At 66.1% G+C, this 24815-nt stretch carries 20 protein-coding genes; 6 read left to right on the top strand and 14 right to left on the bottom strand.

All coding sequences use genetic code 11. From position 1 onward, the window contains the following. Position 1: 1 nt before the first annotated feature. From WKB88_RS04965 to groES, 12 genes are all read right to left on the bottom strand, one after another. Positions 2-256 (bottom strand): hypothetical protein, encoded by a 255-nt coding sequence (locus tag WKB88_RS04965; protein ID WP_341393432.1) that lies wholly within the window; start codon positions 254-256, stop codon positions 2-4. Beyond that, positions 253-4191, bottom strand: coding sequence for a DUF4011 domain-containing protein (locus tag WKB88_RS04960; RefSeq protein WP_341393431.1), 3939 nt, complete (start codon positions 4189-4191; stop codon positions 253-255). The genes WKB88_RS04965 and WKB88_RS04960 overlap by 4 nt, the downstream gene beginning before the upstream one ends. Positions 4192-4326: 135 nt before the next feature. After that, a complete protein-coding gene (gene guaA / locus WKB88_RS04955) occupies positions 4327-5916 on the bottom strand; it encodes a glutamine-hydrolyzing GMP synthase (RefSeq protein WP_341393430.1) in 1590 nt (529 codons plus the stop codon). Between the two features lie 71 nt (positions 5917-5987). Further along, the gene (locus WKB88_RS04950) at positions 5988-6425 is read right to left on the bottom strand and encodes a DUF3817 domain-containing protein (RefSeq protein ID WP_341393738.1); all 438 of its coding nucleotides are present in this window, start codon (positions 6423-6425) and stop codon (positions 5988-5990) included. 71 nt (positions 6426-6496) lie between these two features. Beyond that, positions 6497-7336, bottom strand: a complete 840-nt coding sequence (locus tag WKB88_RS04945; protein ID WP_341393429.1) for an SURF1 family protein — start codon at positions 7334-7336, stop codon at positions 6497-6499. 70 nt (positions 7337-7406) lie between these two features. Next, on the bottom strand, positions 7407-7847 hold the full coding sequence (locus WKB88_RS04940) for a PTS sugar transporter subunit IIA (RefSeq protein ID WP_341393737.1): 441 nt from the start codon (positions 7845-7847) through the stop codon (positions 7407-7409). Positions 7848-7902: 55 nt separating this feature from the next. Beyond that, positions 7903-9627, bottom strand: a complete 1725-nt coding sequence (locus WKB88_RS04935) for a glycerol-3-phosphate dehydrogenase/oxidase (RefSeq protein ID WP_445818869.1) — start codon at positions 9625-9627, stop codon at positions 7903-7905. Between the two features lie 69 nt (positions 9628-9696). Continuing rightward, complete coding sequence (locus WKB88_RS04930) at positions 9697-10836, bottom strand: GuaB3 family IMP dehydrogenase-related protein (protein WP_341393427.1); 1140 nt, start codon at positions 10834-10836, stop codon at positions 9697-9699. Positions 10837-10945: 109 nt separating this feature from the next. Continuing rightward, on the bottom strand, positions 10946-12466 hold the full coding sequence (gene guaB, locus WKB88_RS04925; RefSeq protein WP_341393426.1) for an IMP dehydrogenase: 1521 nt from the start codon (positions 12464-12466) through the stop codon (positions 10946-10948). A gap of 96 nt (positions 12467-12562) precedes the next feature. Then, complete coding sequence (locus WKB88_RS04920; RefSeq protein ID WP_341393425.1) at positions 12563-14623, bottom strand: acyltransferase family protein; 2061 nt, start codon at positions 14621-14623, stop codon at positions 12563-12565. Positions 14624-14789: 166 nt separating this feature from the next. Further along, positions 14790-16400: a chaperonin GroEL gene (gene groL / locus WKB88_RS04915; protein ID WP_341393424.1), complete on the bottom strand. Its 1611-nt coding sequence runs from the start codon at positions 16398-16400 to the stop codon at positions 14790-14792. A gap of 80 nt (positions 16401-16480) precedes the next feature. Further along, on the bottom strand, positions 16481-16777 hold the full coding sequence (gene groES, locus WKB88_RS04910; protein WP_152219702.1) for a co-chaperone GroES: 297 nt from the start codon (positions 16775-16777) through the stop codon (positions 16481-16483). Between the two features lie 356 nt (positions 16778-17133). On the opposite strand from groES, the gene WKB88_RS04905 reads away from it, so the two are divergent. The 5 genes from WKB88_RS04905 to WKB88_RS04885 all read left to right on the top strand — a co-directional run bounded on the left by WKB88_RS04905 (position 17134) and on the right by WKB88_RS04885 (position 21467). Beyond that, positions 17134-18084, top strand: coding sequence for a siderophore ABC transporter substrate-binding protein (locus WKB88_RS04905; protein WP_445818868.1), 951 nt, complete (start codon positions 17134-17136; stop codon positions 18082-18084). A 65-nt stretch (positions 18085-18149) separates the two neighbouring features. Then, entirely contained in the window at positions 18150-19214 is a 1065-nt protein-coding gene (locus WKB88_RS04900) for an ABC transporter permease (RefSeq protein WP_341393422.1), read from the top strand. Next, positions 19207-20295, top strand: a complete 1089-nt coding sequence (locus WKB88_RS04895; protein WP_341393421.1) for an iron chelate uptake ABC transporter family permease subunit — start codon at positions 19207-19209, stop codon at positions 20293-20295. The genes WKB88_RS04900 and WKB88_RS04895 overlap by 8 nt, the downstream gene beginning before the upstream one ends. Further along, on the top strand, positions 20292-21050 hold the full coding sequence (locus tag WKB88_RS04890; protein WP_341393420.1) for an iron ABC transporter ATP-binding protein: 759 nt from the start codon (positions 20292-20294) through the stop codon (positions 21048-21050). The genes WKB88_RS04895 and WKB88_RS04890 overlap by 4 nt, the downstream gene beginning before the upstream one ends. A 117-nt stretch (positions 21051-21167) precedes the next feature. Next, positions 21168-21467, top strand: a complete 300-nt coding sequence (locus WKB88_RS04885; protein ID WP_341393419.1) for a hypothetical protein — start codon at positions 21168-21170, stop codon at positions 21465-21467. Between the two features lie 28 nt (positions 21468-21495). On the opposite strand, the gene WKB88_RS04880 is transcribed toward WKB88_RS04885, so the two are convergent. Continuing rightward, complete coding sequence (locus tag WKB88_RS04880; RefSeq protein ID WP_341393418.1) at positions 21496-22644, bottom strand: MalY/PatB family protein; 1149 nt, start codon at positions 22642-22644, stop codon at positions 21496-21498. Between the two features lie 54 nt (positions 22645-22698). On the opposite strand from WKB88_RS04880, the gene WKB88_RS04875 reads away from it, so the two are divergent. Continuing rightward, positions 22699-23919, top strand: coding sequence for a class I SAM-dependent methyltransferase (locus WKB88_RS04875; protein ID WP_341393417.1), 1221 nt, complete (start codon positions 22699-22701; stop codon positions 23917-23919). A 6-nt stretch (positions 23920-23925) separates the two neighbouring features. On the opposite strand, the gene WKB88_RS04870 is transcribed toward WKB88_RS04875, so the two are convergent. Then, a complete protein-coding gene (locus WKB88_RS04870; RefSeq protein WP_341393416.1) occupies positions 23926-24738 on the bottom strand; it encodes a shikimate 5-dehydrogenase in 813 nt (270 codons plus the stop codon). Positions 24739-24815 lie beyond the last annotated feature (77 nt).

The raw sequence follows: 24815 nt of genomic DNA, 5'->3' as shown, positions 1-24815 counted from the left end.
CTCAGTCCCAGTGCGGCGGGCGCTGTTCCAGCAGCCAGGAATCGCGGTCCTCGGGACCGTCACCCCAGACCCGCGGATCGTCGTCCGCGGCCCGCTCTTTCAGCACTGAGGGCTCGGCCGGCACGGCGGGCTCCACCACCACGGAAGGCTCTGCCGCCGCTGAGCGCTCCCCCGCCGGCCCGGAGCCCGGTTTCTTCTCCGGATCCGGGGCCGTACCTCCGCTGCTGGCCCGCCGGTGCGGCTTCCGGGGGCTCACGGCCGCCGTGCCTCCGCACCGGGGGCCCCGGCGTCGGGAGCCTCCGTACCGGGAATTCGCGGATCCGTCTCTTTGTCGCCGGAGACGGTTCCGCGTTCCCGGATGCGGCTGCTGCCGTGGGGGACAACGGGCTGGCTGCCGCGCCGCGCCATTGATCCCCGGACCGCCGCGGCGGAGCGGGCTGCCGTTTCCTCGCCGTCCTTAGGCGCCGGCAGGTTCAGGTAACGTCCCACCAAATCGGCGCACGCGGACGGGTCGCTGAAGACTTCGATGGTCCACAGCGGCATGTAGCGCCACCCCAGCCGTTCCAGAAGCTGCGGCCGCAGACGGCTGCGCTCCCGGACGCTCATGGTGCGGTACCGCTCGGTGCCGTCGGACTCGATGGCCATCGGCACAGTCGGATCGTTCTCGGCGCTGCTGCGGTCCACTGTGGCAACGATGTCGATCGCACCCTGGTAGTGGTCCCAGACCTTCGCACCGCGGGCCCGCAGCCGGTTCACCAGGTCCGCCACCAGCGGGTCTTCGTCCATGATTCCGCCGGCAGTTCCGTCATGTCCTGCGGAACCGCCGAAGGTAATTCCCTCGTCCATGCGCCGGACGGCACCGGAACCGGCGGCCGGGGACAGCTCGCGGCTGATCAGGTCGTAGAAGTCGAGGGCACCGTAGCCGAGCCTCGACTTGTCCAGGTCTTCCGGGCGGAAGCAGGTGAGGACATGAAGCTTGCTGCGTGCGCGGGTCATGGCGGTCAAGAACTTCCCCCGGCCGTCGGGGGCAGACAGGGAGCCGAAGGTGTGCAGTGCGCGCCCGTGCGGGGTGCGGCCGAAGCCGAGCGAGAAGATCACGCAGTCCCGGACCAGTCCGGCAGCGCGGTCCACGGGAACCACCCGGAAGGATTCCTTGCCCGGAGTGAAGAAGTCGGAGGCCCAGGGGAAGTTGGCCATCTGCACCCGGATGGCTTCAGCCACGCGCACGGCGTGCCGCGGGCTGGCCGTGACCACCGCGAGGGACTGGTGCGGCCGGCGGCGGATGTGCTCGAAGACCAGGTCCACTACCCGGTTGACCTCGGCGGCGACGCTTTCGACGCCCTCGTGGTCGGCACTGGGCATGCCCGTTCCGTCGGCAAGGTACTCCACAACCAGCGCCCGCTCGTCCGAGGACACATCGGTGCCGCGCGGCACCGTGGTGAGCCGGTCCTCGTAGAAGCTGCGGCTCAGCTGATGCAGCAGCTCGCGGTCGGTTCCGCGGTACACCGTGGACAGGGTCCGAGTCGGCAAGACCTGGGACAGGGCTTCGAAGGCGCTGACGAGGTCATGCTGCTCCCCCGCCGGCCGCACCGGCTCGACGCCGATGGTAAAGGGCCGGGGTCCGCCCAGCTGGCCGTCGCCGAAGGCAACAACCTGCGCGGCACGGGCCAGCGCCGGAACCGCGGACTGCAGGGAGGTGGACTCGGCGTCGAGCACAATGACGGTGTCGAAGCTGCGGTCACCGGGCAGGACCATGGGCAGAACCAGGGGGCTCGCAGCCCAGACCGGCAGCAGAGCGGAAACGAGTTCCTTCGGCTGGCTGCACAGTTCCTGCAGGTTCAGCGGTCCGTTCTTGATGGCGTCGCGCAGCGTCGCCGCGTCGGCGGCCGAAGCCTTGACTCCGCGCCGCCAGCGGTCTGCCAGGGCAAACCGCACCCGGGAACTGCCCGAGGCAATATGGGCGTTGTCGGCCAGCCGGTACTCGGCCTCCAGCCGGCGCAGGCTGTCGCCGTCACTCATCGCCAGGTAATCGTCGCCGCTGATCATCGCTTCCAGGGCGGACTGCCACCAGGCCAGTTCCAGCTCGTAGCCCACCTGGCGGGGCTGGACTTCCCGGGCTTCCAGGTCATCCAGCAGCTCGCCCAGGCCCTGGCCGCGCATCTCGTCGAGGAGCAGGGTACGCTCGGGCAGGGTCTCGAGGGTTTCCCGGTCTCCGGCCAGGGCATCGAGCTGTTTCTCCAGCTCATCCAGCGTCAGCTCGGCAAGGTTCGGCTTGCCCGGCGTGCCGTCGAGGATTGAGGTGAGGGTGTCCAGCTGTTCCTTGACCGTGATGTAGGACCGGTTGATATCAGCCAGCCCCGTGGCCACCGAGGGGTGCCGCTGGGTGGTGGCGTAGCGTGCCCAGGTGGCGCGCTGCTGCTGAACCTCGACGAGCGAGGAGTGCAGATCCGAAATGTGCACGCCGGGCCGAATGTATTCCTTGGCCACCCGGCGGAGCCGGGAACGGGTCATGGAGCTCATATCCACGGCGCGCTCACGGCGCCAGGAGGAGGAAGCCGTGGCGGAAATCAGGTCGCTCACCGGGCGGTCGAAGATGTCCGGGGTGAACTTGTCGAGGCTCTCCCGCACGGCGACCAGCAGCTCCAGCTGCTCGCCCCACTGCGCAAAGGTCTCACCGAGGCGGATCTGGGAGTGCTCGGCAACGGCCTGGACCTTGGCCCGCAGCTCCGGCAGATCCCGGGCCAGGCTCTGGGTCAGTTCGTAGGCTTCTTCGGTTTCCTTGCGGTTGAGCAGTTTCGCGCCGAACCAGGGACTGGTGGTGGCGGCGCGGCTGAAACTGCCCAGTTCGGCTGCCCGGCGCAGCCGGCCGGTCAGCTCGGTGCGGTCGGTGATGCTGTCCAGGACGCTGCGCTTGAGCCGGACGGTGGTCGCCGGTGCGGGAGTCATGGAGGTCAGCTCGGCCAGGGACTGCATGGCCTGGTACGGCGAGCAGCCCCAGCGGCGGCGTACGTTGTGCAGCGACTTCACGTGGTCGCGCAGCTGGTGGCGGTTGGCCACGAGGACCTTGTGCAGGCTCTCGAGATCCGGGGCGGCTGCCTTCTCGTTCCGCACGATGGCGCGGACCAGCTGGTCCTTCAGCTGCTGTTCCGTGAGTCCGGCATTGAGCTGCAGCACGGCGGAGCCCAGGTGCAGGGCGTCCAGTTCGGAAACAAACTGGTTCAGGGTGCCGCGGCGCTCAGCTACCACCAGGACCGATTTGCCGGCGTGGACCAGTGCCGCGGCCGCATTGAGCGCGGTCTGCGTCTGCCCGGTCCCGGGCGGTGAAGAAACGACCAGGGACTGCCCGTCCAGGATCAGGTCCAGGACGTCCTGCTGCTCGCGGTCGGCGTCCAGCACCAGGAGCTCGTCGGCCGGCAGGCGGTCATCCAGCGAAGGAAGGCCCGGATCCTTGGCGGCGGGAGCAGCAGCGCTCTTGCCCCGGGCGGCGTCCATCAGGCCCCGAAGAATCGGATGGGCCGGGTCCAGCGCACTGTCTTCGGCGAGGTCGGACAGGTCGGCGAAGGTGGAGACAAGCAGCCGGTGTTCAATGTTGATACCGCGGACGCCTTCAGTGACGGCCCGCAGTTTTTCCAGCACCGGGTGGGGATCAAAGCGTGCGGTCCCGTACGCCAGCCGGGCGAGGGACTCCACATCGATATCCAGGCCCTGTTCGTGCTGCAGGTGCCGGACGAAGGCGGGGTTCAGGGCGGCCTTGTCGGTCAGCTGAAGCTCGTAGTCGTCCTGTGAGGGATGCACGGTCAGCGACACCGGGGTCAGCAGGACCGGAGCGGTGAGCGATTCCGGGCGCACGGCGTCGTCGTCGGCGTAGCGCCAGGAAGCGGTCCCGGCGGCGAGGTAGCCGACGTCGATCCCGCGGTCGGTGCCCAGTTCGTAGATCTTGGCGCGCAGGAGGCGCCCGGCCTTCATAGCTGCGCCGTACTGCTCCGAGTCACGCAGCAGCGTGGACAGCCGGGTCCGGCGTCCTGCGAGCAGCTGCGCGAGGCCGGAAGGATGCGCGTGGGTGAGGTCGATGCTGTTGGAGGCTGAAGGGGTGAAATGCAGCAGCGTGTCCGATCCGGCATGCTGTCCCAGTTGTCCCAGCCAGGGCAGCAGGAAGTCCGAGGCGTTGTCCCCGGGATTCTGCTCAGACACTGGTGCCCTCTTTTCTGCACTTCCGCGCGGCGTTCTTGACCAAATTGGCATACCTTCCAAACTATCGCTTCTTGCCCGGTTTGCCCGGCATAGCAACGCGGGGGACAGCCTGTTAGGCTGTCCCCCGCGATTAATCTACTCCCACTCGATGGTTCCCGGCGGCTTGGACGTGACGTCCAGGACCACTCGGTTGATTCCATCAACTTCGTTGGTGATGCGGTTGGAGATGCGTGCCAGCAGGTCATACGGCAGGCGCGACCAGTCAGCGGTCATTGCGTCCTCGCTGGAGACCGGGCGCAGCACAATCGGGTGCCCGTAGGTCCGCCCGTCACCCTGGACGCCGACACTGCGGACGTCGGCCAGCAGAACCACCGGCATCTGCCAGACGTCGTTGTCCAGGCCGGCTGCGGTGAGCTCGGCGCGGGCAATGGCGTCGGCGCGGCGCAGCAGGTCCAGGCGTTCCTGGTTGACTTCCCCGATGATGCGGATGCCCAGGCCGGGGCCGGGGAACGGCTGGCGTCCGACGATTTCCGCCGGCAGGCCAAGCTCGGCACCCACGGCACGGACTTCGTCCTTGAACAGGGCCCGCAGCGGCTCAACGAGCTCAAACTTCAGGTCCTCGGGAAGCCCGCCCACGTTGTGGTGGCTCTTGATGTTGGCTGCGCCTTCTCCGCCGCCGGACTCGACGACGTCCGGGTACAGGGTGCCCTGGACCAGGAAACGGATGGGTTCACCGGCGGCAGCCGCTTCGGCCATAATGGCGCGCTCGGCTTCTTCAAAGGCGCGGATGAACTCACGGCCAATGATCTTGCGCTTCGTTTCGGGATCGGTGACGCCGGCAAGGGCATCGAGGAAGCGCTTCTGCTCGTTGGCGACGTAGAGGTTGACGCCGGTGGAGGCCACGAAGTCGCGCTCCACCTGCTCTGCTTCGCCTTCACGCAGCAGTCCGTGGTCCACGAAGACGCAGGTCAGCTGGTCGCCGACGGCGCGCTGCACCAGGGCGGCTGCGACGGCGGAATCGACGCCGCCGGACAGCCCGCAGATGACGCGGGAGTTGCCCACCTGCTCGCGGATGCGCTCAACCTGTTCTTCCACGATGTTTCCGGTGGTCCAGCTGCGGTCCAGCCGCGCGCCCTTGAAGAGGAAGTTTTCCAGCACGGCCTGGCCGTGGGCGGAATGCTTGACCTCGGGGTGCCACTGAACGCCGTAGAGGCGCTTCTCTTCGTTGGCAATGGCGGCAACCGGAGCGCCGGCGGTGGTGGCCAGGACATCGAACCCGGGAGGGGCTTCCTGGACGCTGTCGCCGTGGCTCATCCAGGTGTTCTGGTGCTCGGGCGTGCCTTCGAGGATGGAGCGGGCGCCGCCCACCACGGTGGCGTCGGTGGAGCCGTACTCGCGCAGGCCGGTCTCGGCGACCTTGCCGCCGAGGGCGCTGGCCATCGCCTGGAAGCCGTAGCAAATGCCCAGGACCGGCACGCCGGCTTCAAACAGGCCTTCGCTGACGGCGGGAGCACCTTCCGCGTAAACGCTGGAGGGGCCGCCGGAAAGAATGATGGCTGCCGGGTTCTTGGCCATGATCTGTTCGGTGGTCCAGGTGTGGGGAACCACTTCGGAATAAACATCTGCATCGCGCACCCGGCGGGCAATGAGCTGGGCGTATTGGGCGCCGAAGTCCACAACGAGGACAGGGCGCTCTTCAATGGGAGGGGTCGCGGAATTAGTCACGGTTCAAGGATAGTCGCCGGAACAACCGCGCCGCACATCGGTTCGCTGCATGAGCTGCCGCAGGCGATCCCTTAGTAGCGCTTTGCAGCTTCCGGATGGGCAGCCAGTTCCGCCAGGACCTGCTTGTGGGTGCGGCTTTCCACGATAAATGAGAGGAAGGGAACAACGCCGCCCAGGGCAATCAGGATGAACTTGGAGAAGGGCCAGCGCATCAGCTGCCACAGCCGGAAGTCAGCCAGCAGGTACACCACGTACAGCCAGCCGTGGGCGATGAGGACTCCGGTGAACAGGTTCAGCGGGCCAACGGTGATCTCTTCGATCTTCATGCCGTACTTCAGGATCATCTCGATGCACAGCAGCAGCAGGAACACACCGGTGACATAGGAGGACACCTTGTAGAACGTCAGGGCCGAGCGGATCTGGGCGTGGGTGCCGCCAAACCGGCGCTTCTTCCGGCGGGGCTTCTTCGTTGCCGCGGGTGCCGGGCCGTTCGCTGCTGAACCGTTCACTGCTGAATCGCTCACTGCTGAATCGTTCACTGCCGGGTCGTTCACTGCCGGATCGTTCACTGCCGGGTCATTCACTGCTGGACCTCACTGTTCGGGACCGGACGGCCGGACAGGCCGCCGTCGTCGTCATCGTCGTCGTCATCGTCGTCGTCATCGTCGTCGTAGTACTCGTCGTCGTAGTCCTCAAGGGAACGGCGGTGGGCATCGGCGACCAGTCGCCACCACAGGAACACGGAGAACCCGGCGAAGACAACCCATTCGATGGCGTAGAAGATATTCATCCAGTTCACGGATGTTTCCTGCGGCTGGGCCTGCACGTCAACCACCTGCATGTTCCCGGCGTCGGCGGCTTCGCCGTTCACGGTGATCTCATTGGCGGTCACGAAGGCGGAATAGCCGGGGGTGTCCCAGACATTGATCAGCTCCGCACTGGCCAGGCTGGGCAGGATGCCGTCCTCTATGGGTTCCGGGATCGGCGCTTCCGGGGGCAGCAGGCGGCCCGTGACGGAGGCTTCGCCCTCGGGCGCGGGAACGGCATCGCCGGGCTCGGCCACCCACCCGCGGACCACGGGGATCACGGCGTCGTTGGGGGCTCCGTCAACGGTAAAGGCGGTGACCACCCAGTAGCCCTTGTCGCCGTCGTACAGCCGGTTGTCGATCAGCACGGTGTCGTCGGTGCGGAAGGATCCGGTCATCGACACCATCTGGTCGGCGGTTGTTCCGTAGAGTTCCACCCCGGGGGTGAAAATCTCGGTCAGCGGCCGCACCGTTTCGGTGCGGTCGGTCGACGGCGGAAGTTCACTTTCCGCAGTGGAAAACTGCCACTGGCTCAGGAGAACAAAGACCGTGGAGATCGCAAGGGCAAGGAGCAGCGCGGCGATCCAGCGGAGTTGCAGGGCAGTTTTCAGCACGCCTTAACCGTACTTCGTACCCGTGTAGAAAACCCAATGCCTGCCTGCCCGGACGATGGCGGGGGCGGAGTCAGTGGTCAAAGAAGACCAGCGAGGAATTGATCAGTTCGGCAATCACTTCTGCGTCGTTGGCGCGGCGGAGCGACTCCCGGAAGGCCGGCCGGAACAGCGAACGGGCCAGGGTGGCCAGGACCTCCAGGTGTTCCGAGAAGGCTCCGGCCGGGGTGGCAATGAGCAGGATCACTGTCGCCGGTCCGTCGGATGCTCCGAAGTCGATGCTGTATCCGTAGCGCGTAATGCCCACCGCGATCGAGGTTTGCGCAACGTACTCGCTGCGGGCATGGGGCATCCCGATTCCACCGGGCAGGCCGGTGGCCATCTGGTGTTCCCGGGCGTTGACCTGTTCCAGGAACGCTTCGAGGTTGCTGATCCGCCCGTGCCGGTACATCCGCTCCGCGAGCTGCGCGGCGGCGTCGCTGCGGTCGGCGGCTTCCATCTCGAGAATGACCATGCCGGGCTCTGTCAGCACGGCGCCCTTCTCGTTCAGGGAGAGTTCAGGTGCCACCTCAGGCGAGGGGCGCAATGTCGTGCGCCTTCAGCCGTGCGGCGTCCGCCGATACGTCGTCCGGCTGCTCCTGGCTGAGCCGTTCGGCCTCCACACGCGCCAGATAATGGGCTACTTCCTTTTCCACCCGGTCCAGGTCCCAGTTCAGGATCGGTGCCATCAGCTCGGCAGCCACGGGTGCGGCGGATACGCCGCGGTCCCAGGATTCGATGGAGATGCGGGTGCGCCGGGCCAGCACGTCCTCCACGTGGCGGGCGCCTTCCGCGGTGGTTGCGTAAACCACTTCCGCCTTCAGATAGTCGTCCGCTCCGGGCAGGGCCTCCCCCAGCTCCGGATCCCGGCGGATCAGCTCCAGCACTTCGGTGGCCAGTGAACCGTAGCGGTTCAGCAGGTGCTCCACCCGGGCAACGTGCACGCCGTACTCCTCGGCGGTGCGGTGCCTGCGGTTCCAGTCCGCCTTGTAACCCACCGCGCCCAGCAGCGGGATGGTGGAGGTGCAGCTTTCCGGCACCTTCTCGTCCAGGGCCCGGGCAGCCTCGTCCACGGCGTCCTTCGCCATCACGCGGTAGGTGGTCCATTTGCCGCCGGCAACCACTACCAGTCCCGGCACCGGGTGGGCCACCACATGTTCGCGGGACAGCTTGGCCGTGGAGTCGTTTTCCCCGGCCAGCAGCGGACGCAGCCCGGCGTACACGCCTTCGACATCCTCGCGGGTCAGCGGGGTCTTGAGCACCTTGTTCACGTGGTCCAGGATGTAGTCGATGTCCGCCGACGTGGCGGCCGGATGTGCCTTGTCCAGGTTCCAGTCCGTGTCGGTGGTGCCGACGATCCAGTGCCGGCCCCAGGGAATGACGAAGAGAACCGACTTTTCGGTGCGCAGGATCATGCCCACGGTGGACTGGATCCGGTCCCGGGGCACCACCAGGTGCACGCCCTTGGAGGCACGGACCTTCAACTGGCCGCGGTCGGTGACCATAGCCTGGGTCTCATCGGTCCAGACCCCGGTGGCGTTGACCACCTGGCGGGCAAAGACATCGAATTCCCGGCCGGATTCGGAATCCTTGACCCGGGCGCCAACCACGCGTTCGCCTTCGCGGAGGAAGTCCACCACCGCAACGCGGTTGGCAACGGCGGCACCGTAATGCGCGGCGGTGCGGGCCATGGTGGCCACATACCGGGCGTCGTCCACCTGCGCGTCGTAGTAGCGGATGGAGCCGATCATGGCGTCATCCTTGAGGCTGGGGGCTGCCCGCAGCGTCGCCTTCCGGCTGAGGTGCTTGTGCATGGGCACGCCGCGGGAGTTTCCTGAGGTCAGGCCCATGGTGTCGTAGAGCAGGATCCCGGCGCCCACGTAGGGGCGCTCGTAGAAGCGGTGCGTCAGCGGGTACAGGAACGGAACCGGCTTCACCAGGTGCGGGGCAATCCGCTGGATCAGCAGGCCGCGTTCCTTGAGGGCTTCGGCAACCAGTGCGAAGTCCAGCATTTCCAAGTAGCGCAGGCCGCCGTGGATCAGCTTGGAGGAACGGGAGGACGTGCCGGAGGCCCAGTCGCGGGCCTCCACCATGCCCACTTTCAACCCGCGGGTCACGGCATCCAGAGCAGCACCGGCACCCACTACCCCGCCGCCAACGATCAGGATGTCCAGTTCTTCGCCGGGTTCGGCCGTGGCCCGCAGGGCGGCCAGGGCTTCTTCACGGTACTGGGGACTGAGTGCGTCTTTGCTCATCGTCGACATTCCTCTCTGGATCCTGCCGGTGCTGCATTTCCTGCAGCCGCTCCCTGTAACTCTAAGTAACTACATGGAGGATAGGTAGGGCGATACCAGGACCTCAATGCGCTGGAATGCCTTCACATCCGAATAACCCGTGGTGGCCATGGCGCGGCGCAGGGCACCCATGAGGTTGGAGGTCCCGTTGGTGTGGTGCGAGGGGCCCCAGAGGACCTCCTGCAGCGGACCCACGGTGTCCAGCCGAACCCTGTCCCCGCGCGGCAGTTCGCTGTGGTGGGCTTCCTGGCCCCAGTGCCAGCCCTGGCCCGGGGCTTCCTCGGCGCGGGCCAGCGCGGAGCCGAGCATCACGGCGTCGGCTCCCATGGCAATGGCCTTGACGATGTCCCCGCTGGTGCCCATGCCGCCGTCGGCAATGACGTGCACGTAGCGGCCGCCCGATTCATCCATGTAGTCCCGGCGCGCTTCGGCAATGTCGGCGATGGCGGTGGCCATCGGCGCGTGGATGCCCAGTGCGCGGCGGGTGGTGGTGGTCGCTCCGCCGCCGAAACCAACCAGCACGCCGGCGGCGCCGGTGCGCATCAGGTGCAGCGCCGGGGTGTAGCCGGCTGCTCCGCCGACAATCACGGGCACGTCCAGTTCATAGATGAACTGCTTCAGGTTCAGCGGCTCGACCGTCTTGGAGACGTGCTCGGCCGAAACAGTGGTGCCGCGGATGACGAAGATGTCCACGCCGGCGGCCAGAACGGTCTTGTAGAACTCCTGGGTGCGCTGCGGGGTGAGGGAACCGGCCACGGTCACACCGGCTTCGCGGACCTCGGCCAGGCGGGAGGTGATCAGCTCGGCCTGAATCGGGGCCTCGTAGATTTCCTGCAGCCGGCGGGTGGCCGCAGGATTGAAGTTGTCTTCGCTCAGGACGGCAATTTCGTCCAGCAGCGGCTGCGGATCCTCGTAGCGGGTCCAGAGCCCCTCCAGGTTCAGCACGCCCAGGCCGCCCAGCCGGCCCATCGCGATGGCGGTGGCGGGAGACATGACCGAGTCCATCGGTGCGCCCATCACCGGCATTTCGAACTGGTAGGCATCTATCTGCCAGTTGATTGAAACGTCCTGCGGGTCCCGGGTACGCCGGGACGGCACAATCGCCACATCATCGAGGGAGTAGGCTCGGCGCCCACGCTTGCCACGGCCAATTTCAATCTCGTTACTCACACCCCTAGGTTATCCCAGCCACGCCCCGGTGCTTAAAGCGGCAGCGGCCGCCTCCCCTTCGGGCGGCGGCCGCTGCGCAGCGCGGTCTTGCGGGTCCGGTGCCGGAACCTTAGCGGCGGGTGCCGTAGTTCGGTGCTTCCGCCGTCATCATGATGTCGTGCGGGTGGGATTCCTTCAGCCCGGCCGGAGTAATCCGGACAAACTTTCCCTTGGCTTTCAGCTCGGGGATGGTGCGGGCTCCGGTGTAGAACATGGTCTGCCGCAGGCCGCCCACCAGCTGGTGCGCGACGGCGGACAGCGGGCCGCGGTACGGCACCTGGCCTTCGATGCCCTCGGGGATCAGTTTCTCGTCCGAGGGAACGTCGGCCTGGAAGTAGCGGTCCTTGGAGTAGGACGTGTTCTTGCCGCGGCTCTGCATGGCGCCCAGGGAGCCCATGCCCCGGTAGGACTTGAACTGCTTGCCGTTGACGAAGACCAGGTCCCCGGGGCTTTCGGCGGAACCGGCCAGGAGGCTGCCGAGCATCACGGTGTCGGCGCCGGCCACGATGGCCTTGCCGATATCGCCGGAGTACTGCAGTCCGCCGTCCGCGATCAGCGGCACGCCGGCCGGAATCGCAGCCTTGGAGGCCTCGTAAATAGCGGTAACCTGCGGAACGCCCACACCAGCCACTACGCGGGTGGTGCAGATGGAGCCGGGGCCCACGCCCACCTTGATGGCGTCGGCACCGGCGTCGATCAGTGCCTGCGCTCCCTCACGGGTTGCCGCCTGGCCGCCGATGATGTCCACGTGCGCGACGGCGGGGTCCTTCTTCAGGCGCGAGATCATGTCCAGCACTCCGGCGCTGTGGCCGTTGGCGGTGTCGACAACCAGAATGTCCACGCCGGCTTCGACAAGGGTCATGGCGCGCTCGTAGCCGTCGCCGAAGAAGCCGATGGCCGCACCGACGCGCAGCCGGCCCTCATCGTCCTTGGTGGCCAGCGGGTACTGCTCGGCCTTGTCGAAATCCTTGACCGTAATCAGGCCCTGCAGGCGGCCGTCAGCGTCAACCAGGGGAAGCTTTTCAATGCGGTGCTTGCCCAGGAGCTCCATGGTTTCCTCGGCGCTGATGCCCACGCGGCCGGTGATCAGCGGCATGCGGGTCATCACCTCGTTGACCAGCCGGCGGGGGTAGTCCGCACGCGGGATGAAGCGCGTGTCGCGGTTGGTGACGATGCCCAGCAGCTTGTTGTCCGCGTCAACGACAGGCAGGCCGGAGACACGGAAGTGGGCGCAGAGGTCGTCCAGTTCCTGGAGGGTGGCGTCCGGGGAGATAGTCACCGGGTTGGTGATCATGCCGGATTCGCTGCGCTTGACGCGGTCCACGTGCTCGGCCTGGTCAGGGATGGACAGGTTGCGGTGAATGACGCCAAGACCGCCCTGGCGGGCCATAGCGATGGCCATGCGGGATTCGGTGACCGTGTCCATGGCCGCGGAAAGCAGCGGGGTGTGCACGGTGATCCGCTTGGACAGGCGGGAAGACGTATCTGCCTCGGACGGGATGACATCCGTCGGGCCGGGCAGCAGCAGGACGTCGTCGTAGGTCAGGCCGATGAAGCCGAACGGATCATGCTCTGGGGACTGCTGGCTCAAAACTACGCCTCTTTCGCGGGGGACCGGAGGGATGGAGGAGAACCGGGAAAGGACCGGTTGGCTTCCTTACATCCTAAAACGAAAGCCACCGCGTCCCTATTCCAAAAGCTGGCGCGTGGTATCGGTCACAGCGGTTCCCTCCCAGCCCAGGGACAGCAGGATCCGCCGGGCAAGTTCGGGCGCGGTGGTCTCCAGGTACGTCCGCCCCAAGTGGTCATAGTCCATGTAGACAAACATGTTGCCGATAATCCCGGGGCACTCATCCGCAGTGCAGAGCTGGTCCGTCATGTCGACGGCATGGACTCCGGGCAGGCCGTCCAGTTCCGTCAGCGGTGACACGGGGGCCAGCAGCTGGCTGCGCGGCAGGGTGCACGCCTGCGTGGAGAGGTCATTGGCAGCCAGGCACTTCACCATGTCGAAGTCGAAACGGGGATTGTCGCGCATGGCCAGCACATGGGTTCCGGCAGCAGCGAAACCGGCGATGCCCGCTTCGTATCCGTCGGCGAGGACCTCGTCCTGGGAACTGGGCGCCGTCACCGAGGCGACGGTGAAGACGGCGTCAGGCGCGGTTTCCAGCACGTAGTTCCGGGACGCGGCGTTGAAGGCATTGCACTCGGGGGTGCGGCTTTCGGACTCGGCGCCGTAGCGGCAGCCCGGCTTCAGCAGTGCGATCAGGTGCCAGTTGTTGGCCCTGGCCACGGGGCCGAGGGCGGAAAGCCACTGCTGGGCGTGCGAGTCCCCCAGCACGACGACGGTCCGGGCCGCCCCCTCCCCCGTTCCGACGCGAAGGCAGCCGTCCAGCAGCGGATCCGCGGGCATGTACGTTTCTTCGCAGGCTCCGTCGGTGCGTGCCCATTCAGCACCCATCCCCGTGGAGGAAGGCTTGACCGCGGCCTCCCGGGAGCCGGCGAATTCGAAGCCCGGGTCCAGCGCCAGGGCACCGGGGTTGTCCACAACCGACTGCCGGTTGGCTGCCTGTTCCTGGCTGCGGACCGAGGCCTGCCAGCCGGTCAGCGGCGCCGCCACCAGCGCCAGGCTGGCGGCAACGACGACGGCGGTGCGCCAGAGCCGGTTGTGGGGCCGGGCCCAGGCGGCCAAAGGTGTTTCCACCAGCCGGGTGGTCAGCACCGCCAGGGCACATGACGCGGCAATGACCGCAGCCCCGTCCAGCAGCCCGGCGTTTTCCTTATCGGCGGCCACCAGCCAGAACACGAGGACCGGCCAGTGCCAGAGGTACAGCGCGTAGGAGGTGTTCCCCATGGCGACCAGCGGTTTGGCGGACAGGAAGCGGTCGGCTCCGGCGGCGCTGCCGGTGTCGCCGGCGATGATGATCAGGGCTGCAGCCAGGGTGGGCCACAGCGCCATGTACCCGGGGAACTGCTGCTGGACCTGCAGCACCAGGCCGCAGCTGAGCATCGCTGCCACACCGGCCCAGCCCATGACGATGCGCGGCACCCGGCCGAAGCGCAGGTACGGCAGAACCAGGGCAAGCAGTGAGCCCAGCGCGAATTCCCAGAGCCTGGTCCGGGTGTCGAAGTAGGCGTAGCCCTGGTTGGCGGCCGTCTGCCAGATGGAAAAAGCCAGCGAGCAGGCAAAGACAGCTCCGAAGACGCCCGTCAGGACGTGCCGGTAGCGCAGCCCCAGCCGGCGGGCGGCGACTGCCGCTCCGGCGAAGATCAGCGGCCACAGGAGGAAAACCTGTCCCTGGACGGAAAGGGACCAGAAGTGCTGGAGGGCGCTGGCCGAGCTGTTGTCCCGGGCGTAGTAGTCCACGGAGCTGTTGGCCAGGGTCCAGTTCTGGACGTAAAAGAGCGACGACCAGGCCTGCGTGAAGACCGCGTTCCATTCGCTCTTGGGCAGGAGCCAGGCGGAGGCGGCGAGCACTGCGGCCAGCACGACGGCGGCCGCGGGCAGCAGTCCCTTGAACCGGCGCAGCCAGTAGCGGCCCAATTCCAGCGGCCGGCCGGACTCGACCGTGCGGACAAAAGAGCCGGTGAGGAGGAACGCCGAGATCAGGAGGAAAATGTCCACTCCCCCGGACACCCGGCCCAGCCACACGTGGTAAACCACCACGAGCACCACGGCCAGCGCGCGCAGGCCCTGCACTTCGGGCCGGTAGCGCCGGTCCTGTGCGGCCGGTGCCGCGTCTAGACTCACGATAAAAAACTTCCTCTGATCCGAAACAACCGGTGAAGTTTACCGTCCGGACCACCGCGTTCCCTGACCGTTTTGGGCGTCATCCGGCTCTGCGTCCGGGCCGGAACAGACAAAAGCCCCGGTACGGCCGCGGAAATCCGCTGCTGTACCGGGGCTTTTACGGTGCCTAGTGCTGGTGACCGTGATCTTCGTCGTCGTCGGCCGGCTTCTCGACCACAAGAGCTTCTGTGGTGAGGACCAGCGCGGCGATGGACGCAGCGTTGCGCAGTGCTGAGCGCGTGACCTTGACGGGATCGATGATGCCCGCTTCGATCAGGTTTTCGTACTCGCCGGTTACGGCGTTGAAGCCGTTGTTGACCTCGAGGTCGGTGACCTTGGCGACAACAACCATGCCTTCGGCGCCGGCGTTCTCGGCGATCCAGCGAAGCGGCTGCGCCAGGGCGCGGCGGACCAGGCCCACGGCGGTGGCGGCGTCGCCTTCGAGCTTGGCAACCTCCGGGTCCGTGTCCAGGGCCTTGGCAGCGTGGACCAGTGCGGAACCGCCGCCGGCCACAATGCCCTCTTCCAGGGCTGCACGCGTCGAGGACACGGCGTCTTCGATGCGGTGCTTCTTTTCCTTCAGCTCCACCTCGGTGGCTGCGCCAACCTTGATGACGCCAATGCCGCCGGAAAGCTTGGCCAGGCGTTCCTGCAGCTTCTCGCGGTCCCAGTCGGAATCCGTGCGCTCAATCTCCGCGCGGATCTGGGCAACACGGTCCGCGACGTCGGCTTCGGAGCCCGACCCGTCAACAATGGTGGTGCTGTCCTTCGTCACGGTGATGCGGCGGGCGGAACCCAGCACCTCCAGTCCAACCTGGTCCAGCTTCAGGCCCAGGTCAGGCGAGACAACCTGCGCACCCGTGAGGGTGGCGATGTCCTGCATCATGGCCTTGCGGCGGTCGCCGAAGCCCGGAGCCTTGACGGCTACGACGTTCAGGGTGCCGCGGATCTTGTTGACCACCAGCGTGGACAGGGCTTCGCCCTCAATGTCCTCGGCGATGATGAACAGCGGCTTGGAGGCCTGCAGAGCCTTTTCCAGCAGCGGCAGGAACTCGGCAACCGAGGAAATCTTGCCGGAGTTGATCAGGATGAGCGCGTCTTCGAGGACGGCTTCTTGGCGCTCCGGATCAGTCACAAAGTACGGGGACAGGTAGCCCTTGTCGAACTGCATGCCTTCGGTGATGACCAGCTCGGTCTGCGTCGAGGAGGATTCCTCGATGGTGATGACGCCGTCCTTGCCGACGGTGTCAAAGGCCTTGGCCAGCAGTTCGCCGATCTCCATGCTCTGGGCGGAGATGGCAGCGACGTGCGCAACCTGGTTGCCTTCAACTTCCTTGGCGTTTTCCAGCAGCCGTGCGGCCACTGCCTCCACTGCGATCTCCATGCCGCGCTTGAGCTGGCCCGGAGCTGCGCCGGCAGCAACGTTGCGCAGGCCTTCCTTGACCAGTGCCTGCGCGAGGACTGTTGCGGTGGTGGTGCCGTCACCGGCAACATCGTTGGTCTTTGTGGCTACTTCCTTGGCCAGCTGTGCGCCAAGGTTCTCGTACGGGTCATCCAGCTCCACCTCGCGGGCGATGGTGACGCCGTCGTTGGTGATGGTGGGAGCGCCCCAGGTCTTGGCGAGCACTACGTTGCGGCCGCGCGGGCCGAGGGTCACCTTAACGGTGTTGGCCAGCTTGTCGACGCCGGCTTCCAGCGAGCGGCGGGCGGAGTCGTTGAACTCCAATTGCTTTGCCATGTGTGTGTCCTTTCCGACAGCTACATCTGCACCTGCATCAGAAAACCCCGGCCAGATTGGCCGGGGTTTTCCTTTTTCAACTACTTAACGACGATGGCCAGTACGTCGCGGGCGGACAGCACCAGGTATTCCTGGCCGCCGTGCTTGACTTCGGTTCCGCCGTACTTCGAGTAGATGACAACGTCACCCTCGGAAACGTCAACGGGAACGCGGTTGCCGTTGTCATCAACGCGGCCGGGGCCTACTGCGACAACTTCACCCTCCTGGGGCTTTTCCTTGGCGGTGTCCGGGATAACGAGGCCGGAAGCAGTGGTCTGCTCGGCTTCGAGGGGGCGGACAACAATACGATCCTCAAGGGGCTTAATCGAGACCGACACTCGGGCTCTCCTTTGCGTAGTTACTAACGGATGTGGACCGTCGGTGGGCGCTGGCCGTCGTCGCGGTGCCGGTTGGCGCTTCCCTCAGGAATTAGCACCCTCACTGGGAGAGTGCTAGCTCCGACTTTATGCAACGGTTAGCACTCGGTCAAGGCGAGTGCCAATACTGGCGTGCCGGGGGCCTCCGCCCGGAGCTTCATCTCGCGTCATCCGGTCCTCCAACTTGCCTTAGCCTTACCTAACCGATAGTTTTCAGGTGCGTTCTATTAGCAAACATTTCTGTGACCTATTGGTTTTTCTGCGTCCGCTTCAGGAGTATCCCGCCGGACCGGACCCAAGCAACTGGAGCTCCCCAAGTGAAAAGTATCGTGAAGTCCCGCCTTGTCGCCGGCACCGCCCTGGCATCCCTCCTCGCGCTGAGCGCCTGCGGAGCGGAGACTGCCGCCACTGCGGATTCAGCCCCCGAACAGACCAACATCACGGTGGAGCATGCCCAGGGCAGCACCGAGGTCCCGGTTAACCCGGAAACCGTGTACACCTTCGACCTTGGCGCCCTCGACACCATGGACGCCCTCGACATTGACGTCGACGGCGTTCCGGCTGCCAATTTCCCCGAAAGCCTCTCCAAGTACGCCGGCGACGACTACGCCAAGATCGGCTCCATGAAGGAACCGGACTTCGAAGCCATCAGCGAGGGCGCCCCCGACCTGATCATCATCTCCGGCCGCGTAGCCGCCTCCTACGAGGAACTGAGCAAGATCGCCCCCACCATCGACCTCAGTGTCGACCAGACGGATTCCATGGCGTCCTTCAAGGAAGTGACCGGCACCCTGGGCCGCATCTTCGACAAGGAAGACGCAGCCGACGAGAAGCTCGCCGCCATCGACAAGCGCATCGAAGAGACCAAGACCGCTGCCGCGGATGCCGGCACCGGGCTGATTGTCATGACGAGCGGCGGAGAAATGACCGCCTACGGCGCCGGCTCCCGCTTCGGCATCATCCACGACGTCCTCGGCGTCTCCCCGGTTGCGGAGATCAAAGCCGACGGCAAGCACGGCGAATCCATCACCGCCGAGTACATCGCGGACAAAAACCCCGACAACCTGTTCGTGATCGACCGCGACACCGCGGTTGGCGAGAGCGGCGAGGCAGCACTGGCCGTCATGGACAACGAGCTGGTCAACGGCACCAACGCCGCCAAAAATGACCGCATCACCGCCCTGGACGCTTCCAGCTGGTACCTCGTGGGCTACGGCCTGAGCAACGTGGACAGCATGGTGACCGAAGTCCAGAACGGCATTTCCTAACAACCCCTCGACGCCTTGGGTTCCGGCATCACCGCCGGAACCCAAGGCAAGACCGGATTTCTCCTATGAGCGCCACCGCCGCCCGTGTACCGGGCACCGCTTCCGCCCCCGATGCACCGCCGTCTCCCCGGGCCGCTGCCGTCGCTGCCCGACGACGGCGGTTTCCGCGTACCGCGGTCAGCCTGGTCCTGGGCGCAGCAGCGGTCCTGGCACTGGCCGTGGCGAGCATGTTCATCGGGGTCAGCGATGTTTCGCTGCCCCTGCTGCTGGCCGGAGATCCCGGGGCCTGGCAGGTCTTCTGGGTCAGCCGCCTTCCCCGCACCCTGAGCATCATCCTGGCCGGCATGGCCGTCAGCGTTGCCGGCCTGATCATGCAGCTGATGGCGCGCAACAAATTCGTGGAACCGGGCACCATCGGCACCGTGGAATCCGCCTCGCTGGGCATCCTGGTGGTCACCGTCCTGCTTCCGGGTGCCTCCATGATGATGAAGATGTCCACGGCCACGGTCTTCGCAGCCGCCGGAACAGCACTGTTCCTGCTGATCCTGCGCCGCCTGCCGCTGCGCAACACGCTCATTGTCCCCCTGGTGGGCATCATGCTCGGCGGCGTCATCTCCGCCGTCACCACCTTCTTTGCGTACCGCACCGATCTCCTGCAGACCCTGAACAGCTGGATGGTCGGAGATTTCTCCGGTGTCCTGCGGGGCCGCTATGAGCTCCTGTGGATTGTCGGCATCCTCACCGTCATCGGCTACCTCGCCGCAGACCGCTTCACGGTGGCCGGCATGGGATCAGACTTCACCACCAACCTGGGCCTGAACTACAACCGCGTGATGACCCTGGGGCTGGTCATCGTGTCCCTGATCAGCGCCGTCGTCGTGGTCAGCGTGGGATCCATTCCGTTCCTTGGACTGATCGTGCCGAACCTGGTGTCCCTGATGATCGGAGACAACGTCCGCAGGGCTGTGCCCTGGGTGGCCGTGTTCGGCGCCGGCTTTGTCCTGGCCTGCGACATCATCGGCCGCACCATCCGCTATCCGTACGAGATTCCGGTGGGCGTGATTGTCTCCGCCATCGGCAGCGTCCTCTTCCTCTACCTGCTCCTGCGAAAGCGTGCCTCCCGTGGCTAAGCCCGGCCCCATCCCTTCCGGCCCGGCCCCTTCCGGCTCCAGCCATTTCAACGCCGCCGAACCCGGCCTCGAAGCACCGGCCAGCCCGCTTCCGACGGCGCTCGTCTCGCACCGCCGGCGTCCGATCCGTTCGGTTCCGCCCAAGTTCTGGATCATCACGCTGGGAATTGCGGCTGCCGCCCTCGTGGCCGTCTTCATGACCATCGATCTGCGCGGGAACATCGAGTACATCCTGCCCCGCCGCGCCATCAAGGTGGCGTCAATGATCCTGGTGGCCTACGCCGTCGGAGTCTCCACGGTGCTGTTCCAGACCGTGACCTGCAACCGCATCCTCACCCCTTCGATCATGGGTTTTGACGCCCTGTACGTGCTCCTGCAGACCGTACTGGTCTTCGTGATCGGAGGGCAGGCCGTTCTCACCATGTCCGGACCGGCACTGTTCGTCATCGAACTCGTGCTGATGGTGGGCTTCTCGTTCCTGCTGTACCGGTGGCTGTTTACCGGCGGCGGCAAATCCCTGCACCTGATGCTGCTCGTGGGGATCATCTTCGGCACCATGTTCCGGGGATTCTCCTCCCTGCTTCAGCGCCTGATCGATCCCAGCGAGTTCATCATCCTGCAGGACCTCTTTTTTGCTTCCTTCAACAACGTTGACGGCGCCCTGCTGGGTTACTCCGCCGTCGCCGTTGCCGCCGTCAGCATCCTGGCCTGGCGGATGCGCAGCTCCTTCGACGTCCTGGCCCTGGGCCGGGACACCGCCGTCAACCTGGGCGTGGACCACAGGAAAGCCGTGACGGCCACGCTGATCATCTGCTCCGTCCTGGTTGCCGTATCCACCGCCCTTGTGGGGCCCGTGACGTTCTTTGGCCTGCTGGTGGCTTCGCTGGCCTACCAGCTGTGCTCGCATTTCCGGCACACCGCGGTGCTGCCCATCGCCGTCCTGCTCGGAATCATTGCCCTGGTGGGCGGCCAGCTGGTCCTGGAACGGATCTTCGCGTTCGACACCGCCCTGAGCATCGTCATTGAATTTGTCGGCGGCATCGTCTTCCTTATCCTGCTGCTGAGAGGCAACGTCAAATGATCTCCGTAACCGGCGTCTCCAAGTCCTATGGCCATCAACTCGTCGTCGACGGCGTCAGCGCCGACATCAAAGAGGGCGGCATCACCTCGATCATCGGGCCGAACGGGGCGGGGAAATCCACTCTGCTGTCGATCATTTCCCGGCTGCTGCGCATGGACGCCGGCACGGTCAGCGTGGACGGCCTGGACGTTAATGCCACGCCGGGCAAGGAGCTGGCCCGCAAAATGGCCATCCTGCGGCAGGACAACCAGCTGACGGTCCGCCTGACCGTGCGCGACCTGGTGGGCTTTGGCCGGTACCCGCACAACGGCGGCCGCCCCACCATCGAAGACAAGGCCTACATCGACGAGGCCATGGCCTACCTGGACCTCACCGCGCTGGCGGACCGCTTCGTGGACGAGCTTTCGGGCGGCCAGCGCCAGCGGGCCTTCATCGCGATGGTGCTGGCCCAGGGCACCGATTACCTGCTGCTGGATGAGCCGCTGAACAACCTGGATATGAAGCACTCGGTGGAAATGATGCGGCTGCTGCGCCGGCTCACGGACGACTTCGGCAAGACCGTGGTGCTGGTCATCCACGACATCAACTTTGCCTCCTGCTACTCCGACGACATCATTGCCATGCGCGACGGGCGGCTGATCCACCAGGGGCCTCCGGCGCGGATCATGCAGCCTGAGGTACTCCGCGACATTTATGACATTGATATCCGCATCGAAGAGATCGACGGCAACCGGATCGGCGTCTACTTCGCCTGACGAGGCTGCACTTTGGAAGGTTTTGCCCGGATTTTCGCCCGCCCCATTGCGGCGGTCGGCCCCGGCTCCTAGCGTGGGATCCGGTCAACCGGCCGCCACCTGAGGGGAAAATCTTCCATGGAGCCCAAGCTGCGCGTTGTGATCCAGCTCGACATCGACCTCGGGCAGGTCCGTCTGCTCGTCCGGGGCCGCGTCACCGAGCAGAACAGCAGGGCACTGTATGTACTGGCCCGGCGCGCAAACACCGCTCTGCCGGGGCTGGACGTGATGCTTGACCTCGGCGAAGCCGCTGTCACCCCGGAAGCGCTGGCCGGACTTCGCCGCAGTTCGGAGACGGGGATGTTCCCCGTTCTGACCGGCCGGGCCGAGCAGTCGCTGGCACCCCGGCAGCTGCAGGTTCTTGCCCCGGCGGCATAAGCTCCTGCACCGTGCAGGGACCGGAGCATCACAAGGCGGCGGCAGCTGCCAGCCGGTCCACAGCCTCAGCCAGGACGTCCGGGGAACAGGCGAAGTTCAACCGGGCAAAGCCGCTGCCCTGCCGGCCGAACCGCTGCCCCGGCTCCAGCGCCACCCGTGCCCGCTCCAGCGCCACCGCCGCAGGGTCCTCCCAGCCGAGTCCGCGGAAGTCGAGCCAGGCGAGGTACCCGGCCAGCGGCGGACGGTAAACAACAGCGGGCAGCCTGGCTGCGAGCAGCTCCCCCAGCAGGCTGCGGTTCGCTGCCAGTGACTCCAGGACGCCCCCGAGCCACGGTCCGCCGTCGTTATAGGCGGCGGCTGTTCCGTGCAGCCCCAGAATGGAGGTGCGGGCCGACACTTCCGCCGGCATGGAATCCAGCTGCAGTCTCGTGCGGTCGCTCTGGGCCACCATCACGGCGCACTTGGTGCCGGCAATATTCCAGGCTTTGCTGGCCGCGGTAACGCAGATGCCGTACTCCCGCGCGTTGTCGGAGACGGAAAGGTACGGCGTGAACGCAGCCGCTTCATAGGCCAGCGGGGCATGGATTTCGTCACTGATCACGGCCACGCCGTACTTCACGGACAGATCCGCGACTGCCCGCAGGGACTCAACCGAATGGACCAGCCCCAGCGGGTTGTGCGGACTGCACAGCAGCAGGGCATCGGCGCCGCGGGCGAAGGCCCGTTCCAGTTGGGGCAGGTCCAGCTTCCACCCCGTCCCGGTGAGCAGCAGGGGCACTTCCACCACCGAGGCGTCGGCTTCAGGCGGCAGCTCAAAAAACGGCGGATAGACCGGCGGCGTGATCACCACGCTGCCGTCCACCGGGACGGTCTGCCGCAGGCATTCAACGATGCCCACGCTGACATCGGTGGTGGTCCGCACATCCGAGGCGGCCACGTCCCAGCCCCAGGTCCGGCCGGCATATCCCGAAAATGCAGCCGCCACCGGTTCCGGGCCCGCGATGTAGCCCGTATCCGATGCCAGCACCCGGGCGATGATCGCCTGCTGGACCGGCTCGGCCAGCGGATAATCCATTTCGGCCACGAACAGCGGCAGGACATCCGCAGGATAGGTCTGCCATTTGTAGCTGGTCCGGGCGCGCAGTGCTGCCAGCGGCTCGGCGGCGATCTTCGTCATGCCGCCCAACCTACAGCTAACGTGCCCGGCGGCAGAAGAACTAGGCTGGTAGGCATGCCGGATACTTCCCTTGCCCATGTTCTGACGTCCGAAGGCTGGGAACTGCTGAACTCCCTCGGCCCGTATCTGGAGTCCGAGTCCTTCAAGCTCAACACCGACCTGCGCAAAGCCGGACACTCCCCCGAAGTTGTTGCCGCCGTCCTGACGCAGGCGAAGCTGCGCATGAAGGCCCGGGGAAAGTTCGGGCCCTTTGCCGATCACATGGTTTTCACCGCTCCGGGCCTGGAGCAGGCCACCCGCCTGAATGTTGCCGCGCTGCATGCCCGGCGGTTCGTCGAGGCAGGCCTGGAAAAGATCGCCGACCTTGGCTGCGGGATCGGAGCTGATTCCCTGGCGCTGGCCACGCTGGACCGGCAGGTCACCGCCGTCGAACTCGACGAAATAACCGCGGCGGCCGCCACCATCAATCTGATGCCCTGGCCCAATGCCAAGGTGGTTCAGGGAACCGCCGAAGACTTCGACCTCACCGGGTTCGACGGCGTGTGGCTGGATCCGGCGCGGCGGACAACCTCGACTTCCGGGACCACCCGCATCTTTGATCCGGAGGCCTTCTCCCCGCCGCTGTCCTTCGTTGAGTCGCTGGCTGACGCGGGTCTGCCCGTGGGCGTGAAGATGGGTCCCGGAATACCGCACGAGGCGCTTCCGGAGAACTGCGAGGCGCAGTGGGTGTCAGTGGACGGCGACGTCACCGAGGCAACCCTGTGGTTCAACGCACTGCGTCGCGACGGCGTCCGCCGCGCTGCCCTGGTGATCGGCCCCAACGGCGCCGCCGAGCTGACCTCCGCCCTGGACTACGCCCCCGGCAGCGAGGACGTCGCCGTCGGCTCCGTGGACGCCTACCTGTATGAGCCCGACGGCGCGGTCATCCGCGCAGGTCTGGTGGCCGACGTCGCGCGTTCCCTCGGCGGCCACCTGCTGGATGAACACATTGCCTACATCGGCGCTCCCGAGCTGATGGAAACGCCGTTTGCGCGGGCCTACCGGGTACTGGAAGTCCGCCCGTACAACGTCAAGGCGCTCAAGGCCTGGGTGAAGGCCAATGGCATCGGGGTCCTGGACATCAAGAAGCGCGGCATGTCGGTGACTCCGGAGGAGCTGCGCAAGCAGCTGCTCACGGGCTCCGGAAAGGGCCCGAACAAGGCCACGCTCGTCCTGACCCGGCTCGGCGAAGACCGGGTTGCCATTGTGGTGGAACCGGTGGCTCCGTCAGCCTAACCCCGCTCAGGCGCGGGAGAATTCGCTGGCGGCCCGGACCTGTTCCGGGGTCGGCCGGACCCCGGTGTACAGCACAAACTGCTCCTCCGCCTGAATGGCGATGACTTCCGCACCGGTGATCACGCTTTTGCCGGCGGCGCGGGCAGCTGTGACCAGCGGTGTTTCGGCCGGCAGGGCAACGACGTCGAACACCATGCGCGCTGCGGCCACGGCCGCATCATCGAAGGACCGGACCGCCTCATGTTCCCCGGTCATGCCCAGCGGCGTGACGTTGATGATGAGGTCCGCCCGGGCACCCGGGGCCGCTGCCAGCCAGTTGAAGTCGTATCGGTCCGCGAGGGCCCGGCCGGTTCCTTCATTGCGGGCAATGATGGTGACATCCGAGAATCCGGCGTCACTCAGGGCTGCGGCAACGGCCTTCGCCATGCCGCCGGAGCCCTGCAGCAGCACGGACCAGGTGGCCGGGACATGGTTATCGGCCAGGAGCCGGGCGATTGCGAGGTAGTCGGTGTTGTAGGCGGTGAGGACGCCGTCGTCGTTCACTATCGTGTTGACCGAGTCGATGGCCCGGGCCGAGGCATCCATCCGGTCCACCAGCGCTATGACGTCTTCCTTGTACGGCATGGACACGGCGCAGCCGCGGATTGGAAGCCCGCGCACGCCCGCTATTGCCTGGGCGAGGTCGGTCGGAGCAAAAGCCTTGTACACGTAGTTCAGGTCAAGCAGGTCATACAGATAGTTGTGGAAGCGCGTTCCGATATTGGACGGCCACGCGGCAAGGGAGATGCACAGGGTCATGTCTTTATTCAGGATGGGCACGTTCCCATTATGTCGGTTGCCGGCCGGGGCGGCGAGGAAATGAAGGTGAACGGTTTGCCGCCCCTGCACAGCTAGGA

The organism is Arthrobacter sp. G119Y2 (genome assembly GCF_038069765.1).
In the GTDB taxonomy this organism is placed as follows: domain Bacteria; phylum Actinomycetota; class Actinomycetes; order Actinomycetales; family Micrococcaceae; genus Arthrobacter_B.
This window is presented reverse-complemented; position numbering and strand designations above follow the sequence as displayed.